This is a genomic window from Dyadobacter sp. 676 (assembly GCF_040448675.1).
GTDB lineage: Bacteria > Bacteroidota > Bacteroidia > Cytophagales > Spirosomataceae > Dyadobacter.
Window position 1 is genome coordinate 793,437 of the sequence record NZ_CP159289.1, and the last position, 23,206, is coordinate 816,642.

22 protein-coding genes and 1 tRNA gene are annotated in these 23,206 nt (G+C 52.0%); 8 read left to right on the forward strand and 15 right to left on the reverse strand.

What is annotated here, in order from left to right:
* Positions 1–49 precede the first annotated feature (49 nt).
* Positions 50–3,088 (forward strand): translation initiation factor IF-2, encoded by a 3,039-nt coding sequence (gene infB, locus ABV298_RS03680; RefSeq protein WP_353720839.1) that lies wholly within the window; start codon positions 50–52, stop codon positions 3,086–3,088.
* 62 nt (positions 3,089–3,150) lie between these two features.
* On the opposite strand, the gene ABV298_RS03685 is transcribed toward infB, so the two are convergent.
* The 6 genes from ABV298_RS03685 to ABV298_RS03710 all read right to left on the reverse strand — a co-directional run bounded on the left by ABV298_RS03685 (position 3,151) and on the right by ABV298_RS03710 (position 7,047).
* The gene (locus tag ABV298_RS03685; RefSeq protein ID WP_353720840.1) at positions 3,151–3,723 is read right to left on the reverse strand and encodes a metal-dependent phosphohydrolase; all 573 of its coding nucleotides are present in this window, start codon (positions 3,721–3,723) and stop codon (positions 3,151–3,153) included.
* Positions 3,724–3,765: 42 nt separating this feature from the next.
* Positions 3,766–4,911: a T9SS type A sorting domain-containing protein gene (locus ABV298_RS03690; protein ID WP_353720841.1), complete on the reverse strand. Its 1,146-nt coding sequence runs from the start codon at positions 4,909–4,911 to the stop codon at positions 3,766–3,768.
* Between the two features lie 188 nt (positions 4,912–5,099).
* Positions 5,100–5,174, reverse strand: a tRNA-Val gene (locus tag ABV298_RS03695).
* A 21-nt stretch (positions 5,175–5,195) separates the two neighbouring features.
* Positions 5,196–5,792: an MFS transporter gene (locus ABV298_RS03700; RefSeq protein ID WP_353720842.1), complete on the reverse strand. Its 597-nt coding sequence runs from the start codon at positions 5,790–5,792 to the stop codon at positions 5,196–5,198.
* Complete coding sequence (locus ABV298_RS03705) at positions 5,785–6,510, reverse strand: MFS transporter (protein WP_353720843.1); 726 nt, start codon at positions 6,508–6,510, stop codon at positions 5,785–5,787. The genes ABV298_RS03700 and ABV298_RS03705 overlap by 8 nt, the downstream gene beginning before the upstream one ends.
* 81 nt (positions 6,511–6,591) lie before the next feature.
* The gene (locus ABV298_RS03710) at positions 6,592–7,047 is read right to left on the reverse strand and encodes a hypothetical protein (RefSeq protein WP_353720844.1); all 456 of its coding nucleotides are present in this window, start codon (positions 7,045–7,047) and stop codon (positions 6,592–6,594) included.
* A gap of 160 nt (positions 7,048–7,207) precedes the next feature.
* Between ABV298_RS03710 and ABV298_RS03715 the strand changes: the two genes are divergently transcribed.
* Both ABV298_RS03715 and ABV298_RS03720 read left to right on the forward strand, forming a co-directional pair.
* The gene (locus ABV298_RS03715; protein ID WP_353720845.1) at positions 7,208–8,839 is read left to right on the forward strand and encodes a T9SS type A sorting domain-containing protein; all 1,632 of its coding nucleotides are present in this window, start codon (positions 7,208–7,210) and stop codon (positions 8,837–8,839) included.
* A gap of 14 nt (positions 8,840–8,853) precedes the next feature.
* Positions 8,854–10,869 carry a thioredoxin domain-containing protein gene (locus ABV298_RS03720; RefSeq protein ID WP_353720846.1) on the forward strand — a complete coding sequence of 672 codons (2,016 nt, stop codon included), beginning with the start codon at positions 8,854–8,856 and terminating at the stop codon, positions 10,867–10,869.
* On the opposite strand, the gene ABV298_RS03725 is transcribed toward ABV298_RS03720, so the two are convergent.
* Positions 10,866–11,384: a DinB family protein gene (locus ABV298_RS03725; protein ID WP_353720847.1), complete on the reverse strand. Its 519-nt coding sequence runs from the start codon at positions 11,382–11,384 to the stop codon at positions 10,866–10,868. The genes ABV298_RS03720 and ABV298_RS03725 overlap by 4 nt on opposite strands.
* Positions 11,385–11,399: 15 nt before the next feature.
* The gene (locus ABV298_RS03730) at positions 11,400–11,903 is read right to left on the reverse strand and encodes a DUF6265 family protein (RefSeq protein WP_353720848.1); all 504 of its coding nucleotides are present in this window, start codon (positions 11,901–11,903) and stop codon (positions 11,400–11,402) included.
* Positions 11,904–12,131: 228 nt separating this feature from the next.
* On the opposite strand from ABV298_RS03730, the gene ABV298_RS03735 reads away from it, so the two are divergent.
* The 3 genes from ABV298_RS03735 (at position 12,132) to ABV298_RS03745 (ending at position 15,302) form a co-directional block, all read left to right on the forward strand.
* A complete protein-coding gene (locus ABV298_RS03735) occupies positions 12,132–12,692 on the forward strand; it encodes a hypothetical protein (RefSeq protein ID WP_353720849.1) in 561 nt (186 codons plus the stop codon).
* A gap of 103 nt (positions 12,693–12,795) precedes the next feature.
* A complete protein-coding gene (locus ABV298_RS03740; RefSeq protein ID WP_353720850.1) occupies positions 12,796–13,722 on the forward strand; it encodes a hypothetical protein in 927 nt (308 codons plus the stop codon).
* A gap of 17 nt (positions 13,723–13,739) precedes the next feature.
* Positions 13,740–15,302: a phosphatase PAP2 family protein gene (locus ABV298_RS03745; protein ID WP_353720851.1), complete on the forward strand. Its 1,563-nt coding sequence runs from the start codon at positions 13,740–13,742 to the stop codon at positions 15,300–15,302.
* 97 nt (positions 15,303–15,399) lie between these two features.
* On the opposite strand, the gene ABV298_RS03750 is transcribed toward ABV298_RS03745, so the two are convergent.
* The 7 genes from ABV298_RS03750 to ABV298_RS03780 all read right to left on the reverse strand — a co-directional run bounded on the left by ABV298_RS03750 (position 15,400) and on the right by ABV298_RS03780 (position 21,123).
* A complete protein-coding gene (locus ABV298_RS03750) occupies positions 15,400–15,882 on the reverse strand; it encodes a YdeI/OmpD-associated family protein (RefSeq protein WP_353720852.1) in 483 nt (160 codons plus the stop codon).
* A complete protein-coding gene (locus tag ABV298_RS03755; protein WP_353720853.1) occupies positions 15,882–16,238 on the reverse strand; it encodes a TfoX/Sxy family protein in 357 nt (118 codons plus the stop codon). The genes ABV298_RS03750 and ABV298_RS03755 overlap by 1 nt, the downstream gene beginning before the upstream one ends.
* Before the next feature lie 3 nt (positions 16,239–16,241).
* Positions 16,242–18,404, reverse strand: a complete 2,163-nt coding sequence (locus ABV298_RS03760; protein ID WP_353720854.1) for a molybdopterin cofactor-binding domain-containing protein — start codon at positions 18,402–18,404, stop codon at positions 16,242–16,244.
* A 31-nt stretch (positions 18,405–18,435) separates the two neighbouring features.
* Entirely contained in the window at positions 18,436–18,927 is a 492-nt protein-coding gene (locus ABV298_RS03765) for a (2Fe-2S)-binding protein (protein ID WP_353720855.1), read from the reverse strand.
* Between the two features lie 90 nt (positions 18,928–19,017).
* The gene (locus tag ABV298_RS03770; protein ID WP_353720856.1) at positions 19,018–19,530 is read right to left on the reverse strand and encodes a DinB family protein; all 513 of its coding nucleotides are present in this window, start codon (positions 19,528–19,530) and stop codon (positions 19,018–19,020) included.
* A gap of 130 nt (positions 19,531–19,660) precedes the next feature.
* On the reverse strand, positions 19,661–20,707 hold the full coding sequence (locus ABV298_RS03775) for a WG repeat-containing protein (protein ID WP_353720857.1): 1,047 nt from the start codon (positions 20,705–20,707) through the stop codon (positions 19,661–19,663).
* Between the two features lie 2 nt (positions 20,708–20,709).
* Positions 20,710–21,123, reverse strand: a complete 414-nt coding sequence (locus tag ABV298_RS03780) for a DUF3052 domain-containing protein (RefSeq protein WP_353720858.1) — start codon at positions 21,121–21,123, stop codon at positions 20,710–20,712.
* 149 nt (positions 21,124–21,272) lie between these two features.
* Here ABV298_RS03780 and ABV298_RS03785 point away from each other — a divergent pair, with 149 nt between their 5' ends.
* The gene (locus ABV298_RS03785) at positions 21,273–22,499 is read left to right on the forward strand and encodes a DUF819 family protein (protein ID WP_353720859.1); all 1,227 of its coding nucleotides are present in this window, start codon (positions 21,273–21,275) and stop codon (positions 22,497–22,499) included.
* A 12-nt stretch (positions 22,500–22,511) separates the two neighbouring features.
* Positions 22,512–23,204 carry a molybdopterin-dependent oxidoreductase gene (locus tag ABV298_RS03790; RefSeq protein WP_353720860.1) on the forward strand — a complete coding sequence of 231 codons (693 nt, stop codon included), beginning with the start codon at positions 22,512–22,514 and terminating at the stop codon, positions 23,202–23,204.
* Positions 23,205–23,206 lie beyond the last annotated feature (2 nt).

Below are 23,206 nucleotides of genomic sequence, written 5' to 3' on the forward strand. Positions count from 1 at the left end.
AAACCGGCTCCGCAACCAATGCAAAACCTTATTCTACTAAATTGCTAATATGGCAGAAGATAAAATGATGCGCCTTAGCCAAGTGGCACGGATCCTCAACGTGGGTATTACTACGATCGTGGATCATCTGTCTGCCAAGGGGTATAAGGTGGAAAGTAACCCGAATACCAAAATTAATGCCGATCAAATTGAGTTTCTTGCGAAGGACTTCAAATCAAATGAGCTGAGGTCTTCCCTGACGCAAAAACCGGCCGCGCCCCCTGCGGAAGCGCCGGTTGAGGTGAAGGAAGACAAGGTAAAAAGCGATGTCGAGGGAATTCTCTATTTCAGAAATACACCCAAAGCGGAAGAGAAACCTGTGGTGGAAGAAAAACCCGCCGCGGAACCTCAACCTGCTTTCGAAAATAAATTGCCGGGTATTAAGGTGGTAGGTAAAATTGATCTGGATGCGAAACGACCGGTAGTACAGCAATCGGCCACGCCTGCGGAACAACCGAAGCCGGAAGCCCCGCAAGAGCCCGCTGCCGAAACTCCTAAGCCTGCCCCCGTGCCGGTTGAGAAGGAAGAACCCAGGCCGGCAGCAAGTCAGCCGGAACCTGTGAAGGAATCTCCGGTAGAAGCTCCCGTAAAAGAAACCCCTCCCGCACAGGTGGCGCCGGTTGCCGAAACACCAGCCAGGGAAGAGCCAAGCTTGGCCGAACCCGCGGAAACCAAGGCAATGTCGGCTGAGCCGAAAGAAACGGCGCCAGTTGCTGAAAAGACTACCCCAGCCGCGCCGGAATCCGGCAGCACGACCGAAGAGCAGCCATCCGGCGAATCCGAGCTGATCGAAGCACGTGGGGAACAACTCAGAGGGTTAAGGGTAGTTGGAAAAATCGAACTACCGTCGAATAAAAAGAAAGATCCGGTTGCGTCCAGCGACACTTCCGCCGACAAAAAACGTCGCAGAAAGAGAAAGAGAATCCGCGACGGCGCAGTGGCTCCGGGAGAAAACCGTCCTGCCGATACCAGCGCTGGCACCAGCACGAATGCCGGTACTGATGCAAACCGCAACCGGCCGAATACACCGGGAGCGGCCTCTCAGGGCGGCGCTCAACAGGGTGGCGGGCAGTCGAAAACCACGCAAGGCCCTGGTAATCGAGGTAGCAATAGCGGCAACAACCGCAGAGGAAACAGACGCGAGGAAGTTTCCGATAAGGAAGTGGCAGACAATATTAAGGCCACAATGGCGCGCATGGGGGGTGGAAACACCAAAGGTATGGCAAGAGGCAAAGGCCGCCGCCGTGACCGTGGCGATCAGAACGATCCGAACAGCTTCGGAGACGAAGAAACAAAAGTATTGCGCGTAACCGAGTTCGTGTCTGCCAACGACCTAGCGTCATTGATGGATGTGACCGTTCAGGAGGTAATCTCGGTTTGTATGAGCATGGGTATGTTCGTATCCATTAACCAGCGACTCGACGCCGAAGCCATTACGTTCATTGCCGACGAATTCGGCTTTGAAGTGGCGTTCATTTCGGCTGAGGAAGAAGTACAAAACGACGTTACCGAAGAAGTCGATGACGAAGACAGCCTGGTAGAACGTGCGCCGATCGTGACGATCATGGGACATGTGGACCACGGTAAGACGTCGCTCCTCGACTATATCCGCCAGGAAAACGTTGCCAGTGGCGAAGCAGGGGGTATTACTCAGCACATCGGTGCTTATAGCGTAAAAACCAAAACAGGCAAGCCGGTAACATTCCTCGATACTCCGGGTCACGAAGCATTTACAGCGATGCGTGCCCGCGGTGCGAAGATCACCGACGTGGTTATCATCGTGATCGCAGCCGACGACAGCGTCATGCCGCAAACCCGCGAGGCGATCAATCACGCGCAGGTTGCGGGTGTACCTATTGTATTCGCATTCAGTAAAATAGACAAGCCGGGAGCAAATACCGACAAGATCCGTGAGGAGCTTGCCAATATGAACCTGCTCGTGGAAGAATGGGGCGGTAAATACCAAACCCAGGAGATATCGTCAAAATCCGGCCAGGGTATCGACGAGTTGCTTGAAAAAGTATTGCTCGAAGCCGAATTGCTCGAACTGAAAGCCAATCCGAACCGCCGCGCAGTGGGAACCGTGGTAGAAGCGTCACTCGACAAGGGGCGCGGGTACGTAACGACCATCCTGGTGCAGAACGGAACCTTGAAAGTCGGGGACGCGGTACTGGCCGGCGCGCATTTCGGTAAGGTGAAAGCGATGACCGATTACCTTGGGAAAAGGCTCAAAACAGCGGGGCCATCCATGCCGGTGCAATTGCTCGGCTTGAACGGCGCGCCACAGGCGGGCGACCGTTTCAATGTCTTCGAAAACGAACGCGACGCACGTGATATCGCAACGAAACGCGAGCAAATCCAACGCGAACAATCGATCCGGACGCGCAAGCACATTACGCTGGAAGAGATTGGCCGTCGCAAGGCGATCGGTAACTTCCGCGAGCTGAACCTGATCGTAAAAGGCGACGTGGATGGCTCCGTAGAGGCGCTTTCCGACTCGTTGCTGCAACTTTCGACATCCGAAGTTCAGGTGAATATCATTCACAAGGCGGTAGGCCAGATTTCCGAATCCGACGTCAACCTTGCGATTGCTTCCGATGCGATTATCGTCGGCTTCCAGGTCCGCCCTTCCTCGAACGCGAAGAAAATGGCGGAGCAGGATCAGATCGAGATCCGTCATTACTCGGTTATCTACCAGGCTATCGAGGAGATCAAGGATGCGATGACAGGTATGTTGGCACCGACTATCGAAGAGGTTATTACCGGAAATATCGAAATCCGAGAAGTATTCAAAATCAGCCGCATTGGTACCATTGCAGGTTGCTATGTAACGGATGGCTATGTGAAACGTAACAATAAAATTCGCGTTGTCCGCGACGGTATCGTCCTTTACACCGGCGAGATCGACTCGCTGAAACGTTACAAAGACGATGTTCAGGAAGTACGGAACGGTTACGAATGTGGTTTGAGCATCAAAAACTACAACGACATCGAAATCGGCGACATCATCGAAAGTTTCGAATTACGCGAAGTCAAACGGACACTATAACCAGTAGCATACCGCGAAAAGCCTGCCCCATTCAATGAGGCAGGCTTTTTTTTACCCCGGATTTAATTAGTGTTCAAACCCAGCCTTTCCTTCATCTCCGTCAAAAGTCGGCAGCATGCCTGGTAGAGTTCGGGGTTTCCCTTATTGATTTTCCAGAGATAGCCATCGACCTCGCGCGCATACACCCGTGCGAACCCGGGATCGTGTTCGGCAAGGGATAGCATATTGTCGATGATGTCGGCATATTTTACTGTCTGCGCGATCGGTCTCGACGCTATAATGCGCGCCCCTTCCAGCTCCTTGCGCTGCGCCCGGTTTAATGACGGATATTTCTCATGGGTGTACTTGTCCGTCAGATCGTCTACGCCGGCCAGTATCACCTCGTCTTCCTCGATGTTGTACCCAAGGCTCATCAGTTTCGACGAAAGTTCGGCCAGCGAACATTCCGTGTCCTCTATCAGATCGTGACAAAGGGCTATCTCGGTTTCATACCCATTTTTCACATACTGATCGACCCTCCCGGCCACGCTCAACAAATGCGTGTAGTAAGGCGCGTCCGTGTACTTTCTTTTCTGCGAGCCGTGCATCTCTTTTACAAAGTCGAATAATTTCCATTGTCGGTCGCTGAGTTCCATGCATTAGTTCGGGTTCTTTTACACCCCGTAAGCTAAACAATTTTACTTCGCTTTTACAAGTTTTTTTGTTTCGAATACACCCCCGGCCATATGTATGCGCAGCCAATAGGTGCCCGGCGTGATATCCGGAAGAGGCAACGTTATTTCTCCCCTCACCGGCAGCAAAGAGGGAAAGCTCTCCATACGCCTTCCGTCGTCGTCCAGCAGTTCCGCCGAAGATATAGGGGAGTCGATATTACGCACCGTTACGGATGAGATCGCCGGATTAGGATACATAACGATGCCGCGCCGCTTGTCCGCAGCGACATGCTCTATTTTACTGTAAGCAAAGGAACTATCGGCATCCACCATTTTCAACCGGTAATAGCGCCCTTCCTGAACAGGCCCCTCATCGCGAAAATGGTAATGAACCGACTGGTCAGATTCTCCTTTCGCGTCCAGCCGGGCGATCCGCTCCCAGCTTCTCGCATCCGTCGAGCGTTCTACATCGAAATAAGCGCTGCCCGTCTCCGTAGCGGTTTCCCAGAACACCTCGATACCATTTTCGGTTTTTTGAGCTCCGAACGCGGCCAGGCGCACCGGCAACGCTTCCTCGAATACAAACTGATCGAAAGCGAATACCAACCCCGGGTATTCGGCGCCATAAGCAAACGGTTGAAATTGCCTGATCCGGACTTCGTCCACATCGCTGAATATCGTAGTATTCAGGCTGAGAACCTGTTTGGAAACACCGTCGCCGATCAGGTTGAAGTCCTGCTCTCCTACCTTGACATTATCCCTGAACCCCTCTACCGTTATGCTGATTTTATCTTTGCCGGCCGCATTGATATAATCGTAAATGTAAAAGCTCGATAAATGCCGGTTGGTGCCGTCACTCACCTGAATGCGGAAGTAATAAGGATCGTCGAAGTCGAATTGATCTCCTACATAAATCAGGCCCGAGCCGGCAAAGCCATTTCCCTCGGAAGACGACTCGTAATACATTTGCTCGTTTTCGGGATCAATGGCCAGGGTCTGGTTGACCACCGAAAATGTAAAATTGCCCACGGTAATGCTTTGTCCAAGCCCTGCATTATGGACATAACCCTGATCGTCGAATGTAATCGTTTGGGCACGCGCGGGTAAAAAAGGTAAAGCCCCCACCAGAAGCATGGCGAAGATGAAGATGTTGGTCTTGGCTCTTTTCATCGGCACAGGTAGTTTAGGATAGAATCCGGGCAATGCGATTGCCCGCTGTTTTGCTCAGATAAGTTAACTATCGCCTACTATTACTGTTTTTTGGGCGTCAAAGCCTGCCGATTACCAAAATTTAACATTCAGGGCCCTACGAAAACGAGAAGGCCCGAACGCTTTCGCATTCGGGCCTATGCATCGGGTAGGACGTAGCGGGTTCGAACCGCTGACCTCCGCCCTGTCAAGGCGGCGCTCTGAACCAGCTGAGCTAACATCCTTTTTCGTGTCGCGATATTAAATCAATTTTTATTACGATCCAATTCAAAGTGATAAACTTTCCGGGACGGGATGCGGTAAAGCAGCATCAGCCCGATCACAAAAATGACGAGCAGCGCCAGAATGCTATTCCGCATGCTGCCTGTGATATGTTCTACAAATCCATAAATGAATGTGCCGATCACGATCGCCAGCTTCTCCGTTACGTCATAAAAGCTGAAATATGAGGCGGTATCCGGGATATTTTCCGGAATAAGCTTGGAATAAGTGGACCTCGACAGCGACTGAATGCCGCCCATCACCATTCCTACCGTGCAGGCGATTACGTAAAATTCCATCGCCTCGGTAGTGTAATAGGCCCCTGTACAAATACCTATCCATACAGCCACGCCGATCATCAATGCATAAATATTCCCGATTTTACCGGACAGCCAGGCAAATGTATACGAACCGGCGATTCCTACAAGCTGGATAAGCAGCACCGTCACGATCAAACTTTGCGAAGGAAGTTTCAATTCCGTAGCGCCGAAAATAGTCGCCACATACATGACCGTGCGCAGGCCCATCGTGTAAATGAAGAATGCGCTCAGGAATTTCGCCAGGTATGGCTGCTCACGCAACCGGCCATACACTTTCCGCAACTCCCCGAACCCATGGAAAATCCAGTTGCCCCCCCCTTTCCCTACCCGCATTGCCCGATGGCAGGAAATAGAATGGTATTTGGGCAAACAATATCCACCAAAGCCCCACGGTAAAAAACGATATCCTGGCCGGCAGCGACTTTTGGGTGATACCATAGAATTGTGGTGCAAGGATCATACTCAGGTTGAAAAGCAAGAGCAGCACACTGCCGAGGTATCCCAGCGAGAAACCCCTCGCACTATACCGGTCGAAACGGTCTTCGGTGGCTATTTCAGGCAGATAGGAATCGTAAAAGACAATACTCCCGCTCCATCCCACCAGGCTTATCCCGAACAGGAACACGGCCGATATGAGCGTTTCCTTGGTAAAAAAATACAAAAGCATGCAGCTGATCGCACCCGTGTAACAAAAGAACTGCATAAACCGCTTTTTCTTGCCCGTAAAGTCGGCAATGGCGGTGCAAATCGGGATAAGCAATGCAGTGATCAGGAACGAGACCGAAACCGTGTAGGAAAACAACACGGAGCTTTTTATCGGCGTCCCGAAGAAATCGACATCGGGTGTGCCGGAAGCACTTAATGCCGTGGCGCTGAAGTACACCGGAAAAATGCTGGAAACAATCACCAATGCGTGCACCGAGTTGGCCCAGTCGTACATGCACCACGCATTGATCACAGAGGGGATATTCTTTTTCATTCAAAAAAATTTGTACAAAATAAGAAAAGCGGCAGATTTTATCCGCCGCTTTGCACCATAAATTGTATATCACTCCACTGGCTACTTGACAACAGGCTGGAACACCATTACAGCTTCCTGCTCTTTCCCGTTCACCGTCATTTTACTTTTTAGCCTCATTTTCGTATTCGTAAGTTCTTCCAGACCGAACTCCCCGGAGAAACCTATGATTTTGATGTCCAGCGTCTTTTCATCGTTGATCAGGTACCATGTTCCGCCGTTGATCACCTGGCTCGAATTTTGATCGAATGCTCTTACCGTCGCGTTCTGCTGAAACTGGATGTCCATTTCCTTGATACCCTTTGTCTGCGCGTCGAGCTGGTTCTCGGGAATTTCCTTGCCGGACAAATCCGTCACGGAATACATCCGCCAGGGATAATTGACCAGTATTTTGCTCTTTTGTGTCGGCTGGGGCGTTTCGTCGTTATCTTTGTCCCCGCAGCTAAACACCAAAAGCGATAAAAACAGGATTGGAACAAATAGGAGTAGTCGTTTCATGTTGATTGTATTTTACGTTTCAAGGCAATTTCGACTGTGCTGAACTGTTCGGCCCGGTACTTCCCGGCTCTGCCTCACGGACTGCGTGTCCCGACCGGGCGTCCCGAAAAAGTGAAATTGGCGACATTGCAAAGGTAACGAAATTGTCCGGTCAAATCTTATGATATACTATACAAACAGCTATTTAAGGACATTTTACAGCATATTTTTGAGCGTATGGCTATGGGCAGCCCATGCCTATGCCCAGAACTGCCAACCCGGTTATGTGCTAAACCCTGTCAAGACCAACAACAGCATCGAATGGGGCAAGTTCCCCGAATTTTCGCTTCCGTTCAAAATCGTTTACAGCGGCCCCCGCTTCGGCGACACGCAATCCCAGCCCCTTAAACACGGTTTCAGCCACATCGCGGCTTTCAGCGGCCCGGAGCCCGCCTCGTTACAGCACAGTCAGATCGCCGTGCTCTGGTACGGCGTGGCCACGTCGAGTGGTGACCAGCCGTGGGCCGATAATACTCTGCGCAGTCCATGGGGGAACGATACGGCGGCATACCGCAGCTATTGGGACAATTACGCGGGCACCGTTACCGGCGCCGACATCGTTTGCCTCGACATCGAACGCATGCAGCGCGAAGACCGGGATATTCTGGCGCTGAAAACCAATGCACGTATCCCGCAAAGTTACCGCAACTTGCCGGACGCCGATTTTCTGGCGACTTACAAGCGCGATATGCGCTGGTGGTATACCGAAGCGATCAACCGCCTCCGCGCGAAGGGTGTCAAAGCCACGATAACCAGTTACAGCGACGTCCCCATCCGCAATACCTGGCTCAACATTACCACAAACAGTTGGCAGGATTGGGCCACCAACCTCGCGCGTACGCATTACCTCACCCAGGACAATGCAGGCAAGATCGGCGGAAGTTTCTATCAGGCGATGGATTTCCTCTCGCCTTCTCCCTACTATTATTACGGGTATGATAATCCGTTCGGAAAAGATTACCTCTCCTATTTGCTGTTCAACATCGAAGCCAACGTCGCATGGAGCGACAAACCCGTCATTCCGTTCGTGTGGTTGCGCGTGCACGACAGTTACGATCCGAACATCCCGCTGATTACCGGGTTCATGGCCGAAGCGACGGCGATATTCCCCTTCTTTTCCGGCGCAAAAGGGCTTTGGGTTTGGGAAAATCCGTTTTTGTCCGCCGAACGGCAGGAAAATTATGCTCCCTATGAGCATTTCATTTATGGGCTCTACCGGCTGTCGCAGTTCAGGGACATGCTCGAAGGCGACTATCAAGTCGTAATCCCCATGTCGGCGCGCGACAATATGGAACAGCAAAATCCCGTATGGCGTGGCATTGTGAAGGGAGGGAATATCCTGATCGCGGCACAAAACCCTTATGCCGCCGACGACGAAACCACCTCGATTACGGTTTCCTACCAGAACTGGGCACGAAATATCACCATGAAAGGCAAGGAAGTTTTCCTCTGCAAATTCGACCTCAACGACACTGTGAACGGCGTAGAACCTTCGTTGGATATGGTGAATGTATATCCCAACCCGGCGACGCGGGAACTCCGGGTTTCACTCGCCGGTGTAAATGGCGTAACGGATATAGATTTCGCGCTGACCAATACCAAAGGCCAGATCTTCGTTCAGCAAAAACTGAAAGCATTCGCCGGCAATACCCAAACCGTCATCCCGCTTCCCAAGCTCTCCGCTGGCATATATTTTGCCCGCTTTACGACCAGCAACCGAACAGTCATTAAAAAGGTGGTGATATCGCAATAGCCACCTGTACGAATATGAACCGACTTAGTCAAGAAACCAGCCCGTACCTGCTCCAACATGCCAACAACCCCGTTGATTGGTATCCCTGGGGAGAAGAAGCACTAGCCAGGGCCAGGAAAGAAAACAAACCCATCCTGGTGAGTATAGGCTATTCGGCCTGCCACTGGTGCCATGTCATGGAACGGGAATGCTTCGAGAAAGAGCCTATCGCCGAGATAATGAATGCATATTTCGTATGCATTAAAGTCGACCGGGAAGAGCGGCCGGATGTGGACGCGGTGTATATGGATGCCGTGCAGGCTATGGGCGTACGCGGAGGATGGCCGTTGAATGTGTTCCTTTTGCCCGACACCAAACCTTTTTACGGTGTCACCTATCTTCCGCCGCAAAACTGGGTGCAGCTTTTGAAGAGCATTAACCAGGCTTTCCATAATCATTACGACGAGCTGGCCAGTTCCGCCGAAGGTTTTGTCCAGAACATGGTCGCCTCTGAAACCCAGAAATACGGCCTCGTAAATGCGACCGTCCAGTTCAACACCCATGACCTGGATCTGATGTTCGAGCAGATACAAAGGCATTTCGATACTAAAAAGGGAGGAATGGACCGGGCCCCCAAGTTCATGATGCCTTCCATTTACAAGTTCCTGCTGCGTTATTTCGACATCAGCCAGAACCCGGAGGCATTGGCCCAGGCAGAACTGTCACTGGACCGCATCGCGCTCGGAGGCATTTACGACCACGTTGGCGGTGGCTGGGCGCGGTATTCGGTCGATGAAGACTGGTTTATCCCGCATTTCGAAAAGATGCTGTACGACAATGCACAGCTGCTGAGCGTGTATGCCGAAGCTTATTCGCTAACCCAAAAGCCGCTTTACGCCGACCGCATCGAGCGAACCATCCAATGGCTTTCCCGGGAAATGCGCAGCTCGGAAGGAGGTTTCTTCTCCGCCCTGGACGCGGATAGTGAAGGCATAGAAGGCAAATTTTACATCTGGACCGAACAAGAGCTCAAAGAAGCCTTGGGGGAAGATTTCGCCTGGTTCTCAAAACTTTATAATATTTCGGCGCAAGGTAATTGGGAGCACGGCTACAACCATCTGCACCTGACCGAACCGATCGAATACGCCGCCCGTACCGCCGGCATCTGGCAGGATGACTTTTTAAGTTTGTATGAAAACGCATTGGGCAAGCTGGCGGTCAAACGTCGTAACAGAATCAGACCGGGGCTGGACGATAAAATACTGGCCTCATGGAACGGACTGCTGATCAAAGGACTGACAGACTGCTACCGCGCGCTCGGTCACGAGGAAATACGCGAACTGGCCGTCGCCACCGGCGGGTTCCTTGCCGAAAAAATGACGTCGGGAAGCCGATTGAACCATAGCTTTAAAAACGGCACTGCCACAATAACCGGCTTTCTGGAAGACTATGCGGCGGTAATCGAAGGTTACCTCGGCCTGTATCAAATCACATTCGAAGAAAACTGGTTGGAACAGGCCCGGCAACTGGCAGACTACACATTAAGCAACTTTTTCGATCAGTCGGAAGGTTTTTTCCATTTTACCGATGCCTACGGCGAGGCGCTGATTGCACGTAAGAAAGAGCTTTTCGACAATGTCATTCCATCTTCGAACTCTATAATGGCCCACAATCTGTACACGCTGGGCAAAATGCTGGATCGCGACGATTATCTTGAGGTCGCGGACAACATGCTTTCCCGGATGACGAAATTACTCCTGGCCGATGTGCAATGGGTTACCAACTGGGCTGCGTTATACTGCCTGCGCGCGGTGCCCACCGCGGAAATCGCGATCGTCGGCGGCGAGGCGGATGCCATGCGGAAAGACTTCGACCGCTTTTTTGTCCCGAACAAAATTGTAATGGGTACCAGCACCTCTTCTACCCTGCCGCTGTTGATGAACCGAACGGATATCAATGCGAAAACAGCGATTTACGTTTGTTATGACAAGACCTGCCAACTGCCCGTAACCAAGGTGGAAGAGGCGCTCGATCAGCTCGCGGGCGTTTAAAGCAGCGGGAAATATCGTTCGCGGATGATGTTCATGTGGTGTACCGGGTGACCGAGGATCACAAAACCCAATGCCAGGGGCGATATTTCGGTATTATTTGCGTTACCCGGCCGGGTGAGCATGATGCTGTCCATATTCCGGAACAATGTGACGGTGCTCCGGCGTAGCTCACGGAACTCTTCCATCAGATCGTCGACAGTCCGGTGGCTGGCAGTGGTATTCGCAGCCAGCACAGCTTCGTCGTAGCCGGGCAGCGGCGTCTTGTCGTTTCTGGAAAAACGGAGCGCACGGTAAGCCATGATCCGCTCGTTGTCGATCACGTGCTGCAAAATATCCTTTACCGTCCATTTTCCCGGCTCATATACGCGGTCGCCCAGGCCCAGCAGTTTTTCAGTTTCGGCAAATATGCGTTCAGGGGCATATTTTTGGAAGCCGTCGAGGAGTTCGATGTCGTCTACGAGGTTGATATAGCGGTCAAAAAACCGGGGCATAGGTACCACTTCCGATCTTTTCATGGTGTTGGTGATTGATTAATGTATTCTTTTGTACGGATAATTCACTCTGCGGGGCTGGCCGTTCACCTCGCCTTCGATGTAGGCCAAAAGCGAGTCGGCTGATTTGAAATCATAGACGATACGTTTCGGAAAGTCATGCCGGGCATTCTCGAACACGAAACGGTTACCCTGAATAGCTTGCAGCCTGAACAGCACTTCCTTGTCGTCGTTTTGCCCTGCTGCTACGGGTGCGTAAACAATGTCCTTTCCCTGAAAGTAAAGCCGCACCGTTTCCAGCGGGGTCGTATCCTTGCCGGCCAATGCATAACTCATACCCGTGAGCTCCTGTGCGTTTTTTCGGTTCCAGGTCTCGTAAATGTCACCACGGGTACGTTTACTAACCCAGGTTCCGATGATCGGTTCCAGCTTTTCGAAGTCCTTTCGCGAGAAGGAGCCTTCCTGCGAGAAAGCGCAAAGAATAACAAACAAACCAACCAGAACGCCTCTATGGCATTCATCAAGAGAAGTATAAGGTTTCATAGTGTTCCTCGATTAGCTATTCGGTTTGTCAAGATAAGCATTTCGTCGCTTACCTCGCTGTTCCAATCTGCACATATCGCTGAAATCCAAATGAATAATCGTTCGGTCCTATTATAATAAACCATCGGTTACTATGTCGCAGAAAACCAGTTAGTTAAGGATTTATACCGAGTACTTGTTTATATGTATCTGAAATGACTACATTTGATTATAAATCCTCTTTCAGAATTGAGAAAAATCGCGTCGATAGGGTTATTGGCATTGCTGCTCTACAATATGTTCGGGCTCAGCCTTGCCGTTCTTTTTTTCGAAAAAGACTATCAGATCGCGTCTTCCGGGGACTCGTCGGAAGCGAAGGTTATGAAAATCTACCTGCCGTCCCTCCCTTACTCGGGTAACCTCGAAATCACGGAAAATCTGGAAGGACTGGTGAAACGGGACGGGCAGTTTTATAACCCTACCCATGTTTTGCACGAAAACGATACACTTTACGTAACGCTCCGGTCCAATGAAGCGGCCCGGGATCGTTTTTTTGAGCTCGCCAATGCAATGCAGGTGCTGAACGACCCGCATACGGACATTCCGCAAAGTCCCTACGGCAAGGCAGTCGAGCTGCTGGGCAATCTTTTGAAAATCTATATTCCGAATAATTTCAAATTCCCGGCCCGTTCCGATGATATTATCCGGGAAGGACAGCCATTCGGCAACCGTTTCGTGACAGTCCGTTACAGCTCCTTCAAAACCCCTCTGGCTTCGCCGCCGCCCGAATGCCGCCAGGCAATTATTTAGGCACAAGGCAACCTGCTACCACGCCGTTGGCCGGCCTGCAATGCCTGGTCAAATCCTGCATCCGCCGGAACGGATGCAGTTATCCTACTAAATTGAAAATCCTATGATGCACTCTTTACACCAAAAAGGGCTGCGAGTGCTTGGCATATTGCTTGCAATCGCCGGCTCGATCCCCTCCGCTCACGCCCAGATGCCGAACGACGCCATTTATATGGGTAAAAAAACAGCCTGTCTGGCAGTTTCTTATACTCACAGCTCGTGGGACCAGTATTGGGAGAATTCGCTGAAACGTGAAAACCTCAACATCGGTACGCATACCACGCAAAGCGTCATGCCGATGCTTGCTGTGGGTATCACCAAAAACCTGAATGCGATTGTGGCCGTCCCCTACGTGTGGACGCAGGCCAGCGCGGGTAACCTGCGCTGGCAAAAAGGCTTTCAGGATGCTTCCGGCTGGTTGAAATACCGGTTCCTGAACAAATCCGGCTTCTCGCTGCATGCGATCGCAGGCGGATCGATACCCGTTTCGGATTACATTCCCGACTTTCTTCCGATGTCGATCGGTTTACAATGCAAAACAGCCACAGTCAGGCTCCTTGCCAACTACCGTCATAAGAGCGGCATTTACCTGACCGCTTCGGGTTCCTACATCTTCCGAAGCAAAATCACCATCGATCGCGACTCGTACCTGGCCGATGGCAAGTTGTATAATACCAACAAAGTATCGGTCCCTAATGCCTACGACGCTTCCGCGAGACTGGGTTACCTCAAAAAAGCCATTCAGGCCGAAGGTTTCATCGAATACGGGGCCTGCGACGGTGGCGACAATATTCGCCGCAACGACATGCCGTTCCCGACAAACAACATGAAATCGACCGTCGTGGGAGTGTATGCCAAATTCCAGCCTAAAAATATCGGTGTCAACGCGCGCGCTTCACATGTGGTCGATGGCCGGAATGTCGGCCAGAGCACTGCCTTTTCGGTTGGCGTGCTATACCAATTCCGTTACGCCAAAGAAGCTAACAACTAATATTTGAGACAGAGACAATGAAAATCAAAAATATCTCCTTCCGGCAGTCCGTCGCACGGCTGATAATGCCCGTCCTGACGGTGACAATGCTTTGGTCGTGCTCCAAAACCGTCGACGAGCCAACCGCGGGTATCAATACGCCGTCCAGCCTGGACGAAAGGGCCGGTACCTGGAAACCGTACGTCCTGGCGTCATCCGGTGAAATCGCAGTTGCCGAACCCAAAGCGGCAACGTCGGCGGAATACAAGGCCGAACTGGAAAAGTTAAAACAAGCGACCGATGCCGTTACACCGCAGCAGCGCGATCAAATCAACTACTGGGGCGCAGGTGCTGTGTACCGGTGGAATGAAATAGCACGCGAATTGTGTGCCCGCTATAACAGCCCTCCCGCCTCCAACGCAGAAGGCAAATATCCCCTACCGGACGCTGCCAACCCATTGAAAGACCCCAAATTCCCGTTCGCCAACCCGCCCTACGCGGCCCGCGCCCTGGCGTACCTGAGCGTAGCGCAGTACGACGCGCTGATAGCCGCGTGGAACTACAAATTTAAATACAACCGCAAAGCCCCTTCCAAAAACGACGCTTCGGTCAAAACGCTACTGCCCGTAAGCGATCTTCCGTCATATCCTTCTGAGGATGCGGTGGTAGCCGAAGTTTCAGTTGCCATTCTGAAAGCGATGTTCCCGAGCGAAGTGCCGTTCCTGGATGCTAAACTGGCCGAGCATAAACAAAGCAGGATTTCGGCAGGAATGAATGTCGAAAGCGATATTCTGGCCGGCTCGGAGCTGGGTAAGGCTGTTGGCGCAAAAATTATGGCGCGTGCCAAGACCGATAAAATGAGCGCCGCCAACAACCAGGCACAAACCGCCGCCATGATTGAGAATGCGCGCAAATTAGGTGTAACCGAGCCTTGGGTGAGCCAGGAATTTCCGCCTCGCCCGCCTATGCTCCCCACGTATGGCTTCGTCAAACCCTGGAATTTCGACTCTGCGACCGTCGCTACCCTTCGCCCCGAAGCACCGCCGGTTATCGGCAGCCCCGCCTATCAGAAAGACCTGAACGAATTGCTCGATATCGCTAAAAACCAGACCCGCGAACAGGCTCGCATTGCCAGCTTCTGGTCCGATGGCGTCGGCAGTTATACCCCTCCGGGCCATTGGCACAGGAAAGGCGCCGCGTTATGCCATGAAAATAAGTTCAGTGAGGTGCGTACCGCTCGCACGCTGGCATTGCTGGGCACCACCATGCAGGATGCCGGGATCTGCTGCTGGGATGTGAAATATTACTACTATTACCCACGCCCCAACCAGATGAGCAGCAAAATCAAAACGTCGGTCGGGTTGCCCAACTTCCCCTCTTACACGTCGGGCCACTCGACGTTCTCCGGCGCGGCTGCCGAGGTATTGGCCCACATCTTTCCCGATAAAAAGAAGGAAGTCGACGATATGGCCGCGGAAGCATCCGTATCCCGCATTTATGGTATGATCCACTACCGTTTCGACTGCGAAGCCGGCCTTTCTGCCGGACACAAAATCGGCGGGTATGCCGTCGCGAGGGCAAAAACTGATGGCGCGGAATAATCTGCGTTTGTGATACAAAAACGGGAAGCGGAACTGTTTCGAACTCCGCTTCCCGTTTTTGTACTATAATATTCAATTTATTACGCCTAAACGGATTTTACTTATCCCCCGTCAGCCGTCTCCCATCCACGAGCATATCGATCATCTTCGCGATGCGGGCTACTTTGGTTTCGTCCTTTTTGGCAGCGTAAACCCAATCTCGGTATTCTTTTTGGGCGCTTTCGGTAAGCTTCTGAAAGTTGGCATAGGCGCGAGGCTCGTCTTTGAGGCAATCGATCAGCTCTTTCGGAATAGATAGCCCCGAACCGTCGGCATACAACACGACTGTCACCCAGTCGCCTTCTTTTTTCCCGATCTTTTTTCTGATCTCGGCTTTTACCGGAAGAAAAAGCTGTCCGCCGCCCATGGGCATCAGGTTGTAGCCGAGCAATTCATAATCGTCGATACGGCCTTTGACCTTCACCATGCCGAACTTACGCTTGATGTCCTGCCGGACGTCCGGGATGACTACGTACGTCCAACCACCTTTCCCGGGAAATTTTTCCAGCTGATATTTCTTATCGACCAACAATTCCTCCACTATTTCTTCTTTTTCGACGACTTGGCAAATTTATTGAAAGCCAGACATTTGTTGATCCACGAATCGAAAGCTTCCCGCGAAGCATATCCTTCCGGACTTACGTACACGTATCCTATTGCCACCCGCCCGTTCATGACCATCGGCTTGACACCATTCATTTCCAGGGCCGCCTCGTACTCATCCGGGCCGATCCGGCATAGCAGTACGTCGTTACGGACGCAGATGCACATTTTGTCTTCGACCATAAAAGCCAAGCCCTGGAAGAGGCTTTTTTCCTCTACCAGGAGTTGAGCGCCCAGGGGATGACCGGCCAGGGCCTCGCGGACCCGGTTGGTTACTCGCTCGTCGTAGGCCATTGTTTATGCGATGTTGTTGATATCAAAAGGCAACTTTCGGAGCCGCTTACCGGTTGCCGCGAATATCGCATTGCCCAACGCAGGCGCAACCGGCGGCAGGCCGGGTTCTCCCACTCCGCCCGGAACAGCCCCGCTGTCGACGATGTGGATTTCCATCGGCGGTGCCTCGTTGATACGCATGACGTTGAACTGATGGTAGTTGGTCTGGTCACAAATGCCATTGGTGAACGTAATACCGTCTTTGATGGCTGCGGTGATACCCATTACGATGTTACCTTCGGTTTGTGCCTTTACGTTGTCGGGGTTCACATAATAGCCGCAATCGATTACCGAAACCACTTTGTCGATCTTCACGCCGGCATCTTTTCTGGACACGGTGATGCAGCAAGCCGAAATACTTCCAAAAGATTTGAAGACCGCTATTCCTTTACCGCTGCCTTCCGGAAGCTTCTCGTTCCAGTTGGCCTTTTCGGCGAGCGTTTCCAGCACTTTTTTGAAGCGTTCGTCGGGAAGAATTTCAAGACGCGCCTGCAACGGGTCTTTTTTAGCCAGATGCGCCAGCTCGTCGATGAAGCATTCCTGCCCCCAGCCAAAATTGGAAGCATATACGGAACGCCACCAAACCACGGGAATATCGGTTTTCACATTCGTCCAGCTGACTTTGGAGGCCGCCGCGAATTGATACTTGTTATTTCCCGTGCTGATTTCCTCGCTCAGCCATGGATCTGCTTCGTCGTCTTTGAGGCCTTTAAAAACCTGCCCTACAATCGACTCGCCGATCGCATGATGATGAAAACCGGTAATTTTTCCGTTTTCCACAAATCCCTGCATGTGACTCAGCATTCCCGGACGGTAAGGGCCCTGGGTAATATCGTCTTCGCGTGTCCAGATCACCTTTACAGGTTTTTTCAATTCCTTTGAAATATGGCAGGCTTCCAGCAAAAAGTCGTGGTACGCCTTGCGGCCGAATGCGCCGCCCAGCAACGTTACATTGATTTTCACCTGCTCGGGCTTTACCTTCAAATACCCGCAGACGTCCCGTAGTGCCCAGTCGGGTCCCTGAATGGGCGCCCATATCTCCACCGAGCCATCGTCCTTCACGTGCGCAACCGCGTTTTCGGGCTCGATAGGCGCGTGCGCCAGGAACGGCGTTTCATAATGCGATTCCAACTTTTCCTTGGCGGTAGCGTATTTCGCGGTGAAATCGCCCTTCTCCTCAAAATTCACTCCGTCTTTCTTCGCGGCCTCGTAGGTGGCGGCGAAATAGCCCGCAGTATCGACCGTCTTGGCATAATTGCCATTATCCCAATTGACTTTCAGCGCCCGTTTGCCTTTCAATGCGGCCCACCAGTTGGTAGCAACCACCGCCACGGCCTCCGAAGTCCGGTGCGGCATGGTGCGCTCCGTTTTCAATACCTTCAAAACGCCCTTTACCTTTTTGGTTTCCGAATCGTCGATGGACGCTACCTTGCCGTGGATCATCGGTGAATGCACGATAGCGGCATATACCATACCCGGTACGTCCACGTCGAGCCCGTAAACAGCTTTTCCGGTCACCCGCTCAGGGACATCCAGGCGCTTGTTGTACTTCCCGATAATCTTGAAATCCTTCGGTTCTTTCAGTTTCGGCTCTTTCGGAATTTCGAGTTTCGACGCCTCATCCGCCAGTTCTCCGTAAGAAAGGCTCCTTCTACTTGCTTTGTGCCATATTTTACCGTCTTCCGCAGTGCATTCCGACACCGGCACATTCCACCGTTTGGCCGCGGTAGCCGCCAGCATTTCACGCGCCGCCGCTCCTGCCTTACGGATCGGCATCCACAGCTCCCGTACCGAGCTGCTGCCGCCCGAGGTCTGGCTGCCATATTTGCCTTTACCGTCGCTTTGTACGATAAGTACTTTTTCCAGGCTCACTTCGAGCTCCTCGGCAAGCAGCGAAGGTACCGCCTGCGTCGACCCCTGCCCCATATCCGGGCGTGGGTTAACCAGCGTGATATTGCCTGTGGTGTCGATAATAATGAATGGATTGATTTCCAGCTTCAATACCGCCGGGGCGACCTTTTTCAGGGACGCATCTTTCGTAAAGCCTGTAATGCCAATGGCCAGTCCGAGCGACGTAAAACCGGCGGCTTTCAGGAAGTCGCGCCGTGATGTTTGTATATTTTCCAATGTTTTCTGTGGCTAGGTTGATGAACTTGAATTAGCGCTGACCGATCCCTTTTTCGGCCACTTTCATTTCTGCCGAAGCGCGGTGGATCGCCTTGCGGATCCTGTCGTAAGTACCGCAACGGCACAGGTTGCCGCTCATGGCCGCGTCGATATCCGCGTCCGTCGGTGACGGGTTCGATTTCAGCAATGCGGCCGCCGACATAATCTGTCCCGATTGGCAGTAACCGCATTGCGGTACTTGCTCCTCGATCCAGGCCTTCTGGATAATGCTCATTTTGCCCTCGCCGATGCCTTCGATCGTCGTAATCTTATCGTTTTTCCCGATGCTCGAAACCGGCGTCTGGCAAGCCCGCGTCGGTTGGCCGTTCAGGTGGATCGTGCAGGCACCGCAAAGCGCCATACCGCACCCGAATTTGGTCCCTTTCAAATCGGCAAAGTCGCGTATCACCCAAAGCAATGGCATATCGGGTTCCACATCGACTTTCACCTTTTTACCATTCAATGATAGATTGTATACAGCCATGGTGGTGGTGATGAAGATTTTATGAGAGTGGTGAATAATCCTGTAAAATATTGCAAAATCTCTAACTTTTACAACTATTGCAAAACTATCTCAGGCTTTTAAAAAAATAAGTTGCCCCAGGTGATAGGCCTCGTGGTTAGTCCTGTTAATCAATATATTAAGCTTATTGCGGTGCGGTTCGCGCGCGAAATCCTCATCGGATACCGCATTGTGTTTGCTGAACCACTCCTCCGGGTCGAGTTCGGCGAAGTAGCGGGTCAGTGCCGCATTCAGATTTGCCCATTTGGCTTTCAGATCGGTTACCGATGGAATTTCAGCAAACGTACGGTCGGGATTTTTCACAAAAAGCTCGTCGAGCTCCGGGTAAAGGCGTTCGCCCAGGCCGAGCAGCGAGATCATACCGTCGTTGACCGCGATTAAATGCCCCAGCAGGTAAACCGCCCGGTTTTTGCCTTCGGCGACGGGCTCCGATAAACGTTCCTCCGGCAATTTGGCCAGCCAGCCGTTCAGACGTTGGTTTTGCAGCTCCCAGTTGGAGACTACCATTTTGATAAACAATGCTCTTGCCTCTTTCAGGGCTGTGGTTTCGTCCTGCGTGTCCATGGTAAAGGTTTCTGGATGTTTGGTGGTTAAAAAAACGGATTGGCTCCGTCTCCGACAACAACATCTTCCCCTTCAACGATCGCAATCGGAAGTATTTATTTTTTATGAAGCTCAAATAGGACGCATTCCGCTAGGGATTACGCCAGGACACACCTATCAATTTATAGCCCTTATCTGTCCTTAAAAACGAGTAATTCTCCTGATAATCAAGGCGGCCGTCTTTATCGGTGAAGTTGGATGTAACATCGAATGCAGGATAACGCCCGGCGTCACCCGGAATGCATCCGTCAAAAAACGGTTCGAACGATCCTCCGGTGTGAATATAAGGGTTCAGGCCAAATATAGTCAGTCCGGTAAAGACACTGATCCTGTGGTCGCGGACCGGCTGCAATCGGGCCGCCAACCGGCTACCGCACTTTTGTATGAATTCATCACCCGACATCCGCTTCCAGCCCTCATATTCAGGCAGTGAACTAACCAACGAATCGTGTGCGAATTCCCGCAGCTTAGCAAGGTCCGGCAGCGCAGCCAGGTACTCTTCGCGGAACCACTTGTCGAATTCCTTCTGATAATCCATAAATACATACCATTTGCCGTTGACGCCCCTGACCGAGTAATACAAGCTTGTGTCTCCGGGCGTGTTTTGAATTCGGGCCGAATACCAATTAATCTGCCCATTTATTTCAAAACTGTCGACCAGCACTTCGTTCTGTGCATTGATCAGCATCATACTACCGCCTTTCCACAACCAATGCTCACAGTCACCCTTCTCGCAATCTTCGCCATCCCACCCTACCCGTCTGGCATCCTTGATCACCATGGCCATGCCATTTTGAAACCTGCTAACATCATCATAAACAGCCGGTATTACTATCTTTCCATTGTTATCGAAAAAACCGGCCTTATCGGTAATGCGATCTCTAAAACGAATTTTTCCATCGCTTTCACAATCGTCGATTGCGTCGAATGCGTAAACGCTGTCTTCCCCAACCACCCGACCATTAGCCAGTTTGTAGTAATGACGGTATTGGGTGCCATCGGTCGTATCTAATATTGCGGTAATGCTTGCCCTGCCGTTTGTATCAGCATGCGCCGGCTCATTTTGCTGCGCAATGGCTGCGGAAACCAGATTTCCCGCTACTATCAGCAGCAAGTATCTTTTTAGTGTTCCAAACATCTTTACCTGTCTTTAACCCTGATCACCAATTTCAAACCCGACCAAACCGCATCGACAGCGCACACTTTTACATCTACAAGGCCGATCGGCAATGCAAGATTCCGGATGACGTCCTCCGTGACATCGGTGGGGACCTTCGAAGCTTTTTTGGGCCAGGAAATCCAGATAATACCGTTCGGGACTATCTCGGTTTTCAATGCGGCTAAGTCCTTTTCCAGGCTGGACGCCTGTCCGGTAAAATAATGGATGAAATCTACCCCTGGCGTGGGTTCTTCAACGACCACAATATCAGCAGGTAGCCCTTCCAGCAAATCGAAATAGTGCCCGGGCGGATCCACGAACCTGACTTTAAAGCCGGGTTTGATACCCAGCTTTTTGACAAGACTTGTATTGGAATAACCTGCCTGAGCTGCCATAGTATAAGTAAATGATATATTGCCAGTAAGTTACAAACCCGCTGTTTCAGACACAAGCAACCTTGTGTAAAAGCTTTAAAAGAATGCATTTCCGGCACTTTTCACCTATTTTTAGCCATTCACTTTTCCCTAATCTGTAATTCCAACGCATGATTACCAACGACGCCGTCGTTCTCGGCCTGTTAATGCTGATACTGGCCGGTATTTTCTACACGGCCGCGCAGCCCGGCTGGAAGCGGTTCTATACCATCATTCCCCCGCTCCTGCTTTGCTATTTCATACCGGGACTGCTCAATTCGTTCGGGGTGGTCAATGGCGCCACATCGCAGCTTTACCCGGTCGTTTCCAAGTACTTCCTACCGGCCTGTCTCGTACTTTTCACAGTCGGCATGGACTGGAAATCGCTGGCCCGCCTAGGCCCGAAGGCACTGACGGCCATGCTGATAGGCACCGCGGGCATTATGATCGGCGGCCCGGTTGCATTATGGATTGTCGGCAGCGTCAGCCCGGCCACCGTAGCCGGCGAAGGCGCGGATGCTGTTTGGAGGGGATTAGCTACGATAGCCGGCAGTTGGATCGGCGGCGGGGCCAACCAAACCGCATTACGGGAGGTGTTCCATCCCAGCGACACGCTTTTTTCCCAGATGGTGGCCGTCGACGTGCTGGTCGCCGAACTCTGGATGGCCGCATTGATTTACGGCGCAGGCATTGCCTCGCGGGTAGACGTGCTCTTGGGTGCGGATAGCCGTGCGGTGCAGGAGGTGAAGGAGCATTTGGATTCGGACCAGAAGGCCAACGAGCAAAATCCCATGCTGCGCGACTATATTTTCCTGGCCGCGGCAGGTTTCGGGGCTACCGGCCTGGCGCACGGTTTGGCTGAAATGATCACCCCTTACCTGGCCAAAAACTATCCTGCCCTTGAAAAATACAGTCTTACGTCCAACTTTTTCTGGGTTATCAGCATAGCGACACTGATAGGTATCCTGCTCTCGCTCACGCCCGTGCGCAAGCTGGAATATTACGGTGCGTCGCGGTTAGGCTCGGTGTTCCTTTATGTGCTCGTCGCGACGATCGGCATGCAAATGGACCTGGGCGCGGTAGCCGGTAATCCGGGATTATTTGCCATTGGGTTAATATGGATTTTCCTGCATGGTATCATCCTTGTTTTGGCGTGCAGGTGGCTTAAAATACCGTTCTTCTTCCTGGCTGTGGGCAGTCAGGCGAATGTCGGGGGCTCCGCATCGGCTTCGGTGGTCGCAGCGGCATTTCACCCGTCGCTGGCGCCGGTGGGCGTGCTGCTGGCAATTTTAGGTTATGCAATCGGAACTTATGGCGGGTATTTGACTGCTTTAATGATGCAATGGATCAGTACCTAAACATCGGTTGACATGGAAGAAAGCAATAAACTGGATAAAATCGTCGAAGCGCGGATGAAACTAAAAGCCCGTTTCGAACAGCAAATGGCCGGAACGCCTTCCGTTTCCGACACCCGGCCCCTGGGCAGCGGCGCGCCCAACCGTCACGGGATGCCCAAACTGCCCATCGGCCAGACACCAACCGTCAAATGGCCGGTTCTCGACCTGGGTTTCAAGCCCGAGGTGCCGCTCAGTAAATGGAAGCTGATCGTCGACGGCGAGGTGGAATCGCCGGTTACCCTTACCTGGGACGACTTTATGGCCCTGCCTCAAACTGAAGACGTGAGCGACTTTCACTGCGTGACCACGTGGTCGCGCATGGATGTGCCGTGGGTAGGCGTGCGCATGGCTGATATTGCCGCATTAGTCATGCCCAAACCGGCCGCTACCCACATACTTTGCCACGGTTACGACCAATATACCACCAACCTTTCGCTCGAAGAAGCGTTGAAAGAAGATGTATTGCTGGTCCATACCGCCGACGGCAAGCCGCTCGAACGCGATCACGGAGGCCCGGTGCGTATGATCACGCCGCAACTTTACGCCTGGAAAGGAAGCAAATGGATCAGCCGCATTCAGTTTTTGCCTGAAAACCGGCTTGGCTTCTGGGAATTGCGTGGATATTCCAATACGGCTTATCCATGGCGAAACGACCGGTACAGCTAAAT